At 73.7% G+C, this 11683-nt stretch carries 13 protein-coding genes and 1 pseudogene; 6 read left to right on the forward strand and 8 right to left on the reverse strand.

What is annotated here, in order from left to right:
* Nucleotides 1–2: 2 nt before the first annotated feature.
* Complete coding sequence (locus V2J52_RS09910; RefSeq protein WP_331227520.1) at nucleotides 3–596, reverse strand: ferritin-like fold-containing protein; 594 nt, start codon at nucleotides 594–596, stop codon at nucleotides 3–5.
* A gap of 210 nt (nucleotides 597–806) precedes the next feature.
* Between V2J52_RS09910 and V2J52_RS09915 the strand changes: the two genes are divergently transcribed.
* From V2J52_RS09915 to V2J52_RS09930, 4 genes are all read left to right on the forward strand, one after another.
* The gene (locus V2J52_RS09915) at nucleotides 807–2480 is read left to right on the forward strand and encodes a DEAD/DEAH box helicase (protein WP_331227521.1); all 1674 of its coding nucleotides are present in this window, start codon (nucleotides 807–809) and stop codon (nucleotides 2478–2480) included.
* A 121-nt stretch (nucleotides 2481–2601) separates the two neighbouring features.
* Entirely contained in the window at nucleotides 2602–3135 is a 534-nt protein-coding gene (locus tag V2J52_RS09920) for a hypothetical protein (protein ID WP_331227522.1), read from the forward strand.
* Nucleotides 3136–3231: 96 nt separating this feature from the next.
* The gene (locus V2J52_RS09925; RefSeq protein WP_331227523.1) at nucleotides 3232–4002 is read left to right on the forward strand and encodes a YcnI family copper-binding membrane protein; all 771 of its coding nucleotides are present in this window, start codon (nucleotides 3232–3234) and stop codon (nucleotides 4000–4002) included.
* Between the two features lie 7 nt (nucleotides 4003–4009).
* Nucleotides 4010–5665 (forward strand): copper resistance protein CopC, encoded by a 1656-nt coding sequence (locus V2J52_RS09930; protein WP_331227524.1) that lies wholly within the window; start codon nucleotides 4010–4012, stop codon nucleotides 5663–5665.
* Between the two features lie 14 nt (nucleotides 5666–5679).
* Here V2J52_RS09930 and V2J52_RS09935 read toward each other — a convergent pair whose 3' ends face one another.
* Nucleotides 5680–6303, reverse strand: coding sequence for a MarC family protein (locus V2J52_RS09935; RefSeq protein WP_331227525.1), 624 nt, complete (start codon nucleotides 6301–6303; stop codon nucleotides 5680–5682).
* Nucleotides 6300–7151 (reverse strand): PHP domain-containing protein, encoded by an 852-nt coding sequence (locus V2J52_RS09940; RefSeq protein WP_331227526.1) that lies wholly within the window; start codon nucleotides 7149–7151, stop codon nucleotides 6300–6302. The genes V2J52_RS09935 and V2J52_RS09940 overlap by 4 nt, the downstream gene beginning before the upstream one ends.
* 64 nt (nucleotides 7152–7215) lie before the next feature.
* On the opposite strand from V2J52_RS09940, the gene V2J52_RS09945 reads away from it, so the two are divergent.
* The gene (locus V2J52_RS09945) at nucleotides 7216–8727 is read left to right on the forward strand and encodes an aminopeptidase P family protein (RefSeq protein WP_331227527.1); all 1512 of its coding nucleotides are present in this window, start codon (nucleotides 7216–7218) and stop codon (nucleotides 8725–8727) included.
* 38 nt (nucleotides 8728–8765) lie between these two features.
* Here V2J52_RS09945 and V2J52_RS09950 read toward each other — a convergent pair whose 3' ends face one another.
* From V2J52_RS09950 to V2J52_RS09960, 3 genes are read right to left on the reverse strand one after another with little or no spacing between them, the layout of a single operon-like run.
* On the reverse strand, nucleotides 8766–8999 hold the full coding sequence (locus tag V2J52_RS09950) for a hypothetical protein (RefSeq protein ID WP_331227528.1): 234 nt from the start codon (nucleotides 8997–8999) through the stop codon (nucleotides 8766–8768).
* A 22-nt stretch (nucleotides 9000–9021) separates the two neighbouring features.
* Nucleotides 9022–9360 carry a DUF3140 domain-containing protein gene (locus V2J52_RS09955; RefSeq protein WP_331227529.1) on the reverse strand — a complete coding sequence of 113 codons (339 nt, stop codon included), beginning with the start codon at nucleotides 9358–9360 and terminating at the stop codon, nucleotides 9022–9024.
* An 11-nt stretch (nucleotides 9361–9371) separates the two neighbouring features.
* Entirely contained in the window at nucleotides 9372–9608 is a 237-nt protein-coding gene (locus tag V2J52_RS09960; RefSeq protein ID WP_331227530.1) for a hypothetical protein, read from the reverse strand.
* A 135-nt stretch (nucleotides 9609–9743) separates the two neighbouring features.
* Here V2J52_RS09960 and V2J52_RS09965 point away from each other — a divergent pair.
* Nucleotides 9744–9854: pseudogene (locus V2J52_RS09965) on the forward strand (hydantoinase/oxoprolinase N-terminal domain-containing protein); the annotation flags it as partial.
* Nucleotides 9855–10125: 271 nt separating this feature from the next.
* Here the strand turns inward: V2J52_RS09965 and V2J52_RS09970 are convergent.
* Nucleotides 10126–10929 (reverse strand): sugar phosphate isomerase/epimerase family protein, encoded by an 804-nt coding sequence (locus tag V2J52_RS09970; RefSeq protein WP_331227532.1) that lies wholly within the window; start codon nucleotides 10927–10929, stop codon nucleotides 10126–10128.
* Entirely contained in the window at nucleotides 10926–11681 is a 756-nt protein-coding gene (locus V2J52_RS09975) for a YflT domain-containing protein (RefSeq protein ID WP_331227533.1), read from the reverse strand. The genes V2J52_RS09970 and V2J52_RS09975 overlap by 4 nt, the downstream gene beginning before the upstream one ends.
* Nucleotides 11682–11683: the final 2 nt, after the last annotated feature.

Below are 11683 nucleotides of genomic sequence, written 5' to 3' on the forward strand. Positions count from 1 at the left end.
CCTCAGGCAGTCAGCCGCAGGCGGTCCATCCGCCGGGCATGACCGCCCGACATCGCGCTCAGCGCCGGCGCCACGAGCCCGGCGCCGTCCTCGCCCAGCGACGACATCGCCGGGTGGACGAGGCCGAGCGCCTCGCCGGCGACCCGCCGTCCCCACAGCGCCAGCCGGGCACGGAGGCGCTCGTCGCCGCCGATCGCCGGGGCCAGCAGGTCAGCCATCGGCTCGACCGGGTCCGGCACCGTCGCCGCCCGCGCGCGGTGCACCGCAGCCACCTGGTCGAGGAGCACGGTCTCGAGGTCACGGACCATCCCGCCGACGACCACCGACCGCATGAGCCGCTCCCACCAGTCCGACGGCGTGGTCCGGGCGCCCATCTCCTCGAGCAGACGCAGGTGCGGCACGGTCGCCGTCGCCGGGTCGGCGCCGAGCTCGGCCAGGAGCGCGGAGACGTCGCCGGCCAGCTGGCCGGCCGCCAACCGCGACAACGACTCCCGGGTGACGACGTCGGGGGCGTGGGCGGCGTCCTCGGCCAACCAGCTGAAGGCGGTGAGCCGGTCGGCGGCGACGAAGCCGAGGACGGCGACGGTGGTGGGCATCGTCCCAGGATAGGCGCGAGTCACACCTCACAGCGGACCGGTGCCGGTCCGCGCTACACTGACCCGCGTACACGGTTGCCCGGTCGTCTTGCACACACCGAATCCTGGTCGTCACGCGCGGCCCGTCAGTTCACGATCGGCTGCCACGACCACGCGGAGCCGCCGACGACATCATGTCGTCGCCCCGCGACAACCGGATAGGTATCTCTCATGACCGACACTTCCTCGGGCGTGCTCGCACCCAGCGACGACCACGCGCTCGACATCTCCACCGCCGCCGACACCGCTGCGCTCAACGACGCCGGTATCGCCACCATCGACACCGACATCACCGACACCTCCAACGAGGCGCTCGCCCCGGAGCGGACCTTCGCGGACTTCGGCGTCGCCGAGGCCATCGTCGGCGCGCTGCGCGACGTGGGCATCACCCACCCGTTCCCGATCCAGGCGCTCACCCTGCCGGTGGCGCTCAGCGGGCACGACATCATCGGCCAGGCCAAGACCGGCACCGGCAAGACGCTCGGCTTCGGCATCCCGCTGCTGCAGCGTGTCGTCGCCCCCGGCGAGGACGGCTGGGACAGCCTGCCCGACGCCGGAAAGCCGCAGGGCCTCGTCGTGGTTCCCACCCGCGAGCTCGCCGTCCAGGTCGCCGGTGACCTCGTCGCCGCCTCCCGTCGCCGCTCGGTGCGGGTCGTGCAGGTCTACGGCGGACGCGCGTACGAGCCGCAGGTCGAGGCGCTCGCCCGCGGCGCGGAGGTCGTCGTCGGCACCCCCGGCCGGATGATCGACCTGCTCAAGCAGGGGCTGCTCAACCTGTCCCGGGTCAAGACCGTCGTCCTCGACGAGGCCGACGAGATGCTCGACCTCGGCTTCTTGCCCGACGTCGAGACCCTCCTCGCCGCCACCCCGGCGACCCGCCACAGCATGCTGTTCTCCGCGACGATGCCCGGCGCCGTCGTGGCCCTCGCCCGGCGCTACATGACGCAGCCCACCCACATCCGGGCGCAGGACCCCAACGGCGACGGCGCCACCGTCAAGGCCACCCGCCAGGTGGCCTACCGGGCGCACGCCCTCAACAAGGTCGAGATGCTCTCGCGCATCCTGCAGGCCGAGGGCCGCGGGCTGACCATCGTCTTCACCCGCACCAAGCGCACCGCGGCGCGCGTCGCCGAGGACCTCGCCGAGCGCGGCTTCGCCTCGGCCGCGATCCACGGCGACCTCGGCCAGGGCGCGCGCGAGCAGGCGCTGCGCGCGTTCCGCTCCGGCAAGGTCGACGTCCTCGTCGCCACCGACGTCGCCGCCCGCGGGATCGACGTCGACGACGTCACGCACGTCGTCAACTACCAGTGCCCCGAGGACGAGAAGACCTACCTGCACCGCATCGGTCGCACCGGCCGCGCCGGCAACACCGGCACCGCGGTCACCTTCGTCGACTGGGACGACATGCCGCGCTGGGGGCTCATCAACAAGACCCTCGGCCTGGGCCAGAGCGACCCGGTCGAGACGTACCACACGTCCCCGCACCTCTACGCCGACCTCAACATCCCGACCGGCCTCACCGGGCGGCTGCCCCGCAGCGCCCGCACCCGCGCCGGGCTGGACGCCGAGAACCTCGAGGACCTCGGCGAGACCGGCAAGAGCGCCGGCCGCGGCGGGCACCGAGGCAACGGCGGCGGCTCGGGCGACCGAGGCCGGGGCGGCCGGGCGTCCGGTGGCCGTAGCGAGGGTGGCCGTGGCGTGGGTGGCCGTGGCGGCCGCTCCGGCGGCGGCGAGCCGCGTCGCAGCGAGGCCACGACCGCGCCGACCGGCGACGGTCAGCCGCGCCGTCGTCGCCGTCGCACCCGCAGCGGCTCGACCGGCGCAGCGCCCACCGCCGAGGGCTGACAACCACGACACAACCCCCGACCGGTTCATCCGGCCGGGGGTTGTGTCGTTCCCGCGCCCCACTCCTTCTGCGAGCTTCCATAGTGGCTTCCGTCACTCGTAGGCGCTAAGGTCGGCTGTCATGCGCTGGTGCGAGGGGGGACACGCGTGCCGGGCGGTACTGACCGCCGGCGCGGTCGTCGCACTCTCGCTGCTGCTCCACCTCGCGGCCGGCGGCAGCGCTCCTGAGCTGCCGTCGTTGGTGGCCCTCACCGCCCTGACCGCGGCGGTCACCGGGCTGCTCACCCGGCGGCGGGTCGAGCTGCCGAGCCTCATGCTCGTCCTCGGCCTGGTCCAGGTCACGCTGCACGTCGCCTTCGACTCGCACGGCCCCGGCCACACCGGGGGGCACGGCCCGACCAGCGGCGCGATGGCGACGATGGTCGCGGTGCACGCGGCGGCGACGCTGCTCACCGCCCTGCTGTTCGCCCAGGGCCGCGCCGCGCTGCGCAGCGCCTCGGTGTGGCAGGCACTGCGCCGGCTGGTGCGGGCCCCCCGCCGGCTGCCGACTACCCAGGCCCGGCCACCGGTCCCGCAGCTGCGACGGCCCCCGACGGCCGTCTGGGTACGCAGCTGGGCCCTCGAGCGCGCGCCACCCTCTCCGATCGTCAGCTGATCAGGTCGCGGCACCCGCCGCGGCCTCCTGCGCGCGTGCCCTGGTTCCGCCACGGCCATGCGGCGCAGCCCAGTGTCGTTCCAGAGAGGCAACCCAATGAAGCGTTCCATCCGAGCATCCGTCATCGCCGTCGCCACCGCCGGCCTCATCGCCGTCGGTGCCACCGGCGCCGCCGCGCACGTGTCGGTCAGCGCCACCACCACCGAGGCCGGCGCTTCCACCATCCTCACCTTCAGCGTGCCGCACGGCTGCGGCACGTCGGCGACCACCGCGGTCGCCATCCAGGTCCCCGAGGAGTTCAGCAGCGTCACCCCGACGGTCAACCATGGGTGGCAGCTGGAGAAGGTGATGGAGACACTCGACCCGCCGGAGGACGACGGCCACGGCGGCCAGCGCACCGAGCGGGTCGCCGAGGTCGTGTACACCACCGACGCCCCGCTGCCGGACGGCCAGCGCGACACCTTCGAGCTGTCCGTACGGCTGCCCGAGACCCCGGGCACCGTGCTCTCCTTCCCCGTCGTGCAGACCTGCGAGGAGGGCGAGGCCGCCTGGGTCCAGGTTCCGGCCGAGGGCCAGGACGCGGGGGCGCTGGAGATGCCGGCCCCCGCCATCACCCTCACCGCGGCCGACGGCGACGCGGCCGACGCCGAGCCCGCCACCGAGGAAGCGACGGCGGAGCCGACCGAGGAGGCAATGACCGAGGAGGCAGTGACCGAGGAGGCGGCCGAGACCGGCACCGACCCGGCCGCATCGGCGTCCGACGACGGCGCCGGCGTGCCCGCGGTCGTGCCGTGGGTCGCCCTAGCGCTCGGCGCCGGCGGTCTCGTCCTCGGCGGTCTCGCCTTCGCCCGCGCGCGCAAGGCCTGACCTGCCCATGACGGTCCAGCGACTGCGCCGGACCGCGCTGGTGCTCGTCGCCGCGATGGCCGGGGTCCTGCTGACGTTCCTGTCAGCGGCCCCGGCCACCGGCCACGCGATGCTCATCGGCACGGATCCCGCGGACGGCGACGTGCTCCCGGCACCGCCCGCCGTCATCACCCTGATGTTCAACGAGCCGGTGCAGGTCTCCCCCGACGGGGTCCGGCTGCTCGACGCGTCCGGCGAGGCGCTGCCCAGCGGCGCCACGGCGATCGGCGAGGACGTCGAGCTCGAGGCGCCGGCCGACCTGGCGCACGGCAGCTACATCGTCGACTGGCGGGTCACCTCCGCCGACGGGCACCCCATCTCGGGTGCCTTCACCTTCTCCGTCGGTCAGCCGAGCGAGTCGCACGTCGAGCTCCCCGACGAAGGCTCCGCCGTCGTCGAGGGCCTCCACCGGGTGAGCCAGGTACTCGTCTACGTCGGGCTCCTCGGGGCCACCGGGCTGGTGCTCTTCACGGTGCTGCTCCTCGACAGTGGCGCGGCCGCGGTCAGGGGCCGCCTGACGCAGCTCGCCGCGGTGCTCGGCATCGTCGCGGCCGTCGGCCTGCTGGCGACAGTGCTCGTCGAGGGCGCGTGGCGGACGGGCGCCGGTCCTGCCGGCCTCGTCGACCTGGGGCTCATCGGCGACACCCTGACCACACCCACCGGCCTGGCCACCGCGCTCGGCCTCGTCGGGCTCGCGCTGGCGGTGGACCTGGCGCGGCGAGCCGCACGGTCGACCCCGCTGGCCTGGCTGGCGTGCGGCGCCGCCGTGCTCGCGCTCGTCTCCCTCGCGCTCACCGGCCACACCCGCAGCTTCGGCCCGGGCTGGCTCGTGGTCGGCAGCGACGTCCTGCACGTGATCGCCGGCAGCGTGTGGTTCGGCGGCCTGCTCGGCCTGCTCATCACGCTGCGTGCCACGTCGGTGCCGGCGCCCAGCGCGGCCCGGACGGTCACCCGGTTCTCCACCGTCGCGGCGTGGGTCGTCGTCGTGCTCGCCGTCAGCGGCACCCTGCTCGCCTGGCGGATCATGCCCGGGCTCAGCACGCTGATCTCCACCGGGTACGGCTTCACGCTCATCGCCAAGGTCGGTCTCGTCGCGGTCATCGTCGCGATCGCCGGCTGGAACCGGTTCCGGCTCGTGCCGCAGGTCGAGCAGGCGGACGAGGAGGCGACGGCGCGGTCCCGGTTGCGCCGGAGCGTCACCGCGGAGGCGCTCGTCGTCGTCGCGGTGCTGGCGGTCACCGGCATCCTCGTCTCGCAGAGCCCGACGGAGGCCGACGAGGTGGTGGCCGCCCCCACCGAACCGGTCTCCCACCACGAGCCGCTCGGCGACGGGATGATCGAGGCGCACGTCCAGCCGGCGGTCGTCGGCGACAGCACCGTCGAGCTGGTCCTCACCGATGCCGACGGCGCCCCGCTGGAGCCGCTGGCCGACCCCGAGCTGCGGCTGAGCCTGCCCGAGGCGGGGCTGGGTCCGCTGCTCCCGGAGGTCACGGCCACCGGTCCGGGAACGTACGAGGCGGTGCTGTCCATCCCGCTCGCCGGGGACTGGGAGCTCGAGGTGGCCGTGCGGACCTCGACGTACGACAGCCCAGTCGTCGTCCTCCCGCTGCCGGTGTCGCCCTAGGACGCCGGGCTGCGTCAGGTGTTCGCGGCGACGAACGCGAACACCGCGTCCGCCATCAGCTGGACCGCGATGGCGGCGAGCAGCAGCCCGGCGAGCCGGGTGACGAGCGTGGTGCCGCCGTCGCCGAGGACGCGGTGGACGACGAGCGAGAACCGCATCGCGAGCCACAACGTCACGTGGACCCCGATGATCGCCAGCGCGATGGCGAGCCAGCCCGGGGACCCGTCAGCCTCCTGCACCGCGAGCATGGCGGCGACGATCGCGCCCGGCCCGGCGAGCAGCGGGGTTCCCAGCGGGACGAGGGCGACGTTGACCTTGCCGGCGCCGGCCGGACGCGGCTCCTCGGCCTTGCCGGTGAGCAGCTCCATCGCCACGAGGAGCAGCAGCAGACCACCGGCGAGCTGCAGCGCGGGCACCGAGATCCCGAGGAAGTCGAGGATGTACTGGCCGAACACGGTGAACACCGCGATGACCCCGAAGGCCACCGCGGTGGCCTGCAGCGCGGCCCGTTTGCGCTCCTTCGCGGTGCTCGTCGAGGTCAGCGCGAGGAAGACCGGTACCGTCCCCGGCGGGTCCATGATGACGAACAGCGTGAAGAACGTGGTCGCGAGCAGCGGGACGTCGAGCACGTCGCTCACGGCGTGACCATCGGGGTGCGTCCCTCGGCCGCGATCTGCTCGAGCACCTGCGGTGCGGTGACGTTCTCGCCCAGCCGGTTCGGCTTGCCCGCGCCGTGGTAGTCGCTGGAGCCGGTGACGAACAGGCTCAGCGACGCGGCGAGCTCGCGCAGGTGGCGGCGGGCGTCGTCGTCGTGGTCGCGGTGCTCGACCTCCAGGCCGGCGAGGCCGGCGGCGGCCATCTCCTCGATGACGCCGTCGGTGACGATCCGCCCTCGCGCGCCGGCCCGCGGGTGCGCCATCACCGGCACCCCGCCGGCGGCACGCACCATCGCGACGGCAGCCACGGCGTCGGGCGCGTCGTAGGGGACGTAGTACGGGCCGCGGCCGGCGAGGATGGTGTCGAAGGCGGCGGAACGGTCGGGGACGTCGCCGCGGGCGGCGAGCGCGTCGGCGATGTGCGGGCGGCCGACGGTGGCGCCCGGCTCCACATGCGCGACGACCTCCTCCCAGGTGAGGCCGTAGTCGGCGCCGATCCGTTCGACCATCACCCGTGCCCGGTCCAGCCGCGACCGGCGCGACCGTTCGGCGGCGGCGAGCAGCGCGGCGTCGTGAGGGTCGTGCAGGTAGGACAGCAAGTGAACCGAGATGCCGCCGACCGACGTCGACAGCTCGGCGCCACGCAGCAGCGCCACCCCGGTGCTCGTCGCGGCCGCCGCGGCCTCGTCCCAGCCGTCCCAGGTGTCGTGGTCGGTCAGCCCGAGGACGCCGATGCCGGCGTCACGGGCGGCGCCCACGAGGTCGGTCGGTGACTGGGTGCCGTCGGACAGGTTCGAGTGCGTGTGGGGGTCGATGAGGACGGCGGGCACGTCGCCAGGGTAGCCGTGGCCACCGGGACCTGCCCCGCGCCGGGGCGCGTGCGACGATGAGGACATGACTGAGCGAGACACCCCGACGTCCGAGCAGCCGCTGGAGGACCGCGGCTCCAACCGGTCGCAGCGTCCCTCCTCCCCGGCGTTCCGGGCGTTCATCGCCGACAGCTGGCAGGAGCGCCCGCAGACGCTGCCCGAGCAGAGCGCCGCCGCGCCGTACGCCGCCGAGCGCCGAGAGCGGCTCAGCCGGCTGTTCCCCGGGGAGCGGCTGGTGATCCCCGCCGGCCCGCTCGTCACCCGCTCGAACGACACCGACTACCGGTTCCGGCCGCACTCGGCGTTCGCCCACCTCACCGGGCTCGGCACCGACGAGGAGCCCGACGCCGTCCTCGTGCTGCACCCGGACGACGATGCCAAGGCCGGCCACGAGGCGGTGCTGTACTTCCGGCCGCGCGCCGGCAAAGACACCGAGGAGTTCTACGCCGACTCCCGCTACGGCGAGCTGTGGGTCGGCGAGCGGCCGAGCCTAGCGGAGGTCACCGCCCTCACCGGGCTGCGGACCGCGCACATCGACACCCTCACCGACGCGCTCGCCAAGGACGCGGGCGCCGGCGGCGTCCAGCTCCGGGTGGTGAGCCAGGCCGATGCCGCCGTCGAGGCGCTGGTGGCGACCGCGCGCGCCGGGCAGGCCGGCGCCCAGGAGGCCGACGCGGTGCTCGTCGAGGCGCTGTCCGAGCTACGGCTGCGCAAGGACCCGCACGAGGTCGACCAGCTCCGCCAGGCGGTAGCGGCCACCGCCGACGGCTTCGCCGACATCGTCCGTGCGCTGCCCCGCGCCGTCGCCCACGCCCGCGGCGAGCGAGTCATCGAGGGCGTCTTCGGCGCCCGGGCCCGCGAGGACGGCAACAACGTCGGCTACGACACCATCGCCGCCGCCGGCAACCACGCCAACACCCTCCACTGGATCCGCAACGACGGCGAGGTGCGCCCGGGCCAGCTCGTGCTCATCGACGCCGGGGTGGAGGTCGACTCGCTGTACACCGCCGACGTCACCCGCACGATCCCGGTCGACGGCGTGTTCAGCCCGGCGCAGCGCAAGGTCTACGAGGCGGTCCTCGAGGCCGCCGACGCCGCGTTCGCCCGCGCCGAGCAGCCCGGCGCGCGGTTCCGCGACCTGCACACGGCGGCGATGGAGGTGCTCGCCCACCGGCTGGCCGAGTGGGGCCTGCTGCCGGGCACCGCAGAGGAGTCGCTCGCCCCCGAGGGGCAGTTCCACCGCCGGTGGATGGTCCACGGCACCAGCCACCACCTCGGCCTGGACGTGCACGACTGCGCGCAGGCCCGCCGCGAGATGTACCTCGAGGCCGAGCTGCAGCCCGGCATGGTGTTCACCATCGAGCCCGGACTGTACTTCCGGGCCGACGACCTCGCCGTCCCCGAGGAGCTGCGCGGCATCGCGGTCCGCATCGAGGACGATGTCCTCGTCCGCGAGGACGGCTCGGTGGAGAACCTGAGCGTCGCGCTCCCCCGCCGTCCCGACGACGTCGAGACCTGGATGGCCGCCCTGCGGTAAGGCTGAGGCGGCCGCAGCGGGCGGCGGCACAGCCGCCCTCAGGCGCGGTCGGCCACGCCGTGCTCTCCCGCCTGCCGGGCACAGCTGGCGCAGCAGAAGATCCGCTCGTCGGCCTCCACGCCGTGGCCCAGGATGCGGCAGCCGCAGTGCGCACAGGTCGGTGCCATCGCGTGGACCGCGCACTCGAAGCTGTCGAAGGTCCCGGTCCGGTCACCTTGGGTGAGGGTGAAGGTCTTGTCGTACTCGTTGCCGCACACGTCACATGTCGCCATGGTTGGCCTCCTCCGTCGTTGTTCAGTCGACCGGTTTCAACGGGTCGTGCCCCAGTGACATGAGGGCGTGACGCCACGCGGTCTCGCCGGCCTCCGGCTCTGCCTGCCCGCCGCGCAGCACGCCGACCTGCTCGATGATCTCCCGCATCAGCGCGGCGTCGTCCGCCGTGAGGTCGGTCCGGCGCTTGGCCAGGATGGCCAGCACGTGGCGGGTCCGGTCCGACCCTGCCTGGTCAGGGAACCGCTCGGCGCTCTCCCCGGCCGCGTCGGTGACCAGCCACTCCTGCAGCTCGCGAGAGCTCATGTTCACCACCGTGTGGAAGTCCTGCCACACGTCGTCGCTGACAAGATCATCAGCCATCGGTCAGCCCCCTATCTGCTCAGCCGCCCGCGCAGCAGCTCCTTGGCGATCTGGGCGCCCTTGTTGCTGTCGGCCTGCGCCTTGCCGAACAGCTCGGTCAGCTCGTCGTCGCCCTCGCGCTGGGCGTCGGCGATGTACTGCTCGAGGCGCAACGAGTTGGACAGGCATGCCTCCAGGTACCAGACGAGGTTGTAGTCCTTGTCCTTGGTGCCGGTCACCTGGCCGGTCTCACCGCTGATATCGGTCATGGTCCACTCCTTCGGTGAACGCGCCGCACCCATCAGGCTGACGAGGCGTCACGTTCCGGGGTGGTTCGACGCTACGCGCGACGCTCGGTGGTCGCACTCCGAGGCCGCCGAACGGCCTGCCCTAGGCTCGCCGCCATGAGCTGGCAGTTCTGGGTCGACCGTGGCGGTACCTTCACCGACGTCGTCGGGCGGCGCCCGGACGGCACGCTCGCCGTCTCGAAGCTGCTGTCCCACGACCCGGCGCGCTAGCCGGCTCGTCGTCGTCGACGAGGGCCACGGCGGCTCGCAGATGATGTCCGAGGTCGTGGCGGCCATCGCCGAGCTCACAGGTCGCTAAGCGGCCCCTGCCTCCCATCTGGCTCGGCGTCGCCTCCCCCGCCCCCGGGCTCGGCGTCGCCGGATCGTACGGGGGTTTGGCTCAGCGGCGCGTGCGGGATGCCCCGATCGATGATCGGAACCCCCGAACCACCGGGGCGGGCGCCGGGCCACGGGCGGGCGCCGCGCGCCGCCCCACCCCTCAGTTGAAGACCGGGAGGTGCTCTCTGGCGAAGGCGAGGGAGTCCGCCAGGGCGGACTCCCGGTCGGCGGGCTTCATCTTGCGGGTGGTGACCTCGACGGCGACCGAGCCGGTGAACCCGACCTCGGGCAGCAGCTCCAGCACCTCGCGGCAGGGCTGGGTGCCGCGGCCCGGGGTGAGGTGCTCGTCCCGGTTGGAGCCGGTGGAGTCGGTCAGGTGGACGTGCGCGAGCCGGCTGCCGAGCTCGCGGACCGCGGCGACGCTGTCGACGCCGGCGATGCCGGCGTGGGAGAGGTCGAAGGTCACGTGCTCGTAGGGCAGCGGGATGGGGTCCCAGTGCGGCAGGTAGGCGTCGCGCTCCTTGGTGCGCGAGCCGTCCTTGGCCTTGGCCTTCCACGGGAACATGTTCTCCACGCTCACCCGCACCGAGGTGCCGCGCTGCCGCTCGGCGATCCCCTCGACGAACCCGGCGGCATAGTCCTTCTGCCACCGGAACGGCGGGTGGACGACGATCACCTCAGCGCCGACGTCCTCCGCCAGCTCGATGGTCCGGTCGATCTTGCCCCACGCGTCCGAGCCCCACACCCGCTGGGTGAGCAGCAGCGTCGGGGAGTGGATCGACAGCACCGGCACGCCGTGCTTCTCCGCCATCGCCAGCAGCGCGCGGGCGTCGCGGGTCTCGGGCCACTTCCAGACCATGATCTCCATGCCGTCGTACCCGAGGCGGGCGGCGTCGGCAAAGGCCGAGTCAGTGGTGCCGGGGTAGCAGGAGGACGTCGAGAGCAGGACGGGAGGCTGTCTCACCGGGCGTCACCGTCCGTCGGGCCCTGCTCCTGCTGCGGCCGCCGTTGGCCGTACCGCGGGTTGCCGTGCTCGTCCTGCCACGGCTGGAAGGGGGCGCGCGGCTGCTCGGCGGTCTCGCCGGCCGGCTCGGCCGACGGCGGCGCCGCCTCCCCGGCGACCGGCGGCGTCACCGCGGGCCGGCCGTACGGGCCCGGCGCCGCACCCGGCGCCGGCTGCTGCGGCGCGCCGGCCCAGCCCTGGGCCGGGGGCGCCTCAGCGCCGACCCGGGTCCGGAAGCCGGCCTCCTCCAGGAGTCGACGGGCCTCGCCCACCACGCTCTCGTCGCACAGCAGCGCGTACCGGCCGGCCACCACCTGGCTCGAGGAGGTGAAGTCACGCTTGCCGCCGGTGAAGGCGTAGGAGACCAGCCCGAACATGATGCCGAAGGCGGCACCGATGACGAGCGCGGGCAGCAGCATGAGCGCGATGCTGCCCTCCGAGAGCAGCCCGAAGAGCAGCCCGACGAACAGGCCGAACCACGCGCCCGACATCGCGCCGGCCAGCGCCACCCGCGGGTAGGACAGCCGTCCGGTGATCCGCTCGACCATCCGCAGGTCGGTGCCCACGATCGTCGTGTGCTGGACCTTGAACTCCTTGTCGGACAGGTGGTCAACGGCACGCTGTGCCTCGAGATAGGTGTCGAAGGTCGCGATCTGCACGCCGGTGGGAAGCGTCGGAGCCTGCGGGACGCCACCCTTGCTCATGAAGGACATGT

It is taken from the genome of Georgenia sunbinii (genome assembly GCF_036421875.1).
GTDB classification, from domain to species: Bacteria; Actinomycetota; Actinomycetes; order Actinomycetales; family Actinomycetaceae; genus Georgenia_B; species Georgenia_B sunbinii.

What these genes read in the sequence shown, in the direction of transcription:
- V2J52_RS09910 (WP_331227520.1), bottom strand. Translation starts at nt 596, where the DNA reads ATGCCCACCACCGTCGCCGTCCTCGGCTTCGTCGCCGCCGACCGGCTC.
- V2J52_RS09915 (WP_331227521.1), top strand. Translation starts at nt 807, where the DNA reads ATGACCGACACTTCCTCGGGCGTGCTCGCACCCAGCGACGACCACGCG.
- V2J52_RS09920 (WP_331227522.1), top strand. Translation starts at nt 2,602, where the DNA reads ATGCGCTGGTGCGAGGGGGGACACGCGTGCCGGGCGGTACTGACCGCC.
- V2J52_RS09925 (WP_331227523.1), top strand. Translation starts at nt 3,232, where the DNA reads ATGAAGCGTTCCATCCGAGCATCCGTCATCGCCGTCGCCACCGCCGGC.
- V2J52_RS09930 (WP_331227524.1), top strand. Translation starts at nt 4,010, where the DNA reads ATGACGGTCCAGCGACTGCGCCGGACCGCGCTGGTGCTCGTCGCCGCG.
- V2J52_RS09945 (WP_331227527.1), top strand. Translation starts at nt 7,216, where the DNA reads ATGACTGAGCGAGACACCCCGACGTCCGAGCAGCCGCTGGAGGACCGC.
- V2J52_RS09950 (WP_331227528.1), bottom strand. Translation starts at nt 8,999, where the DNA reads ATGGCGACATGTGACGTGTGCGGCAACGAGTACGACAAGACCTTCACC.
- V2J52_RS09955 (WP_331227529.1), bottom strand. Translation starts at nt 9,360, where the DNA reads ATGGCTGATGATCTTGTCAGCGACGACGTGTGGCAGGACTTCCACACG.
- V2J52_RS09960 (WP_331227530.1), bottom strand. Translation starts at nt 9,608, where the DNA reads ATGACCGATATCAGCGGTGAGACCGGCCAGGTGACCGGCACCAAGGAC.
- V2J52_RS09975 (WP_331227533.1), bottom strand. Translation starts at nt 11,681, where the DNA reads ATGTCCTTCATGAGCAAGGGTGGCGTCCCGCAGGCTCCGACGCTTCCC.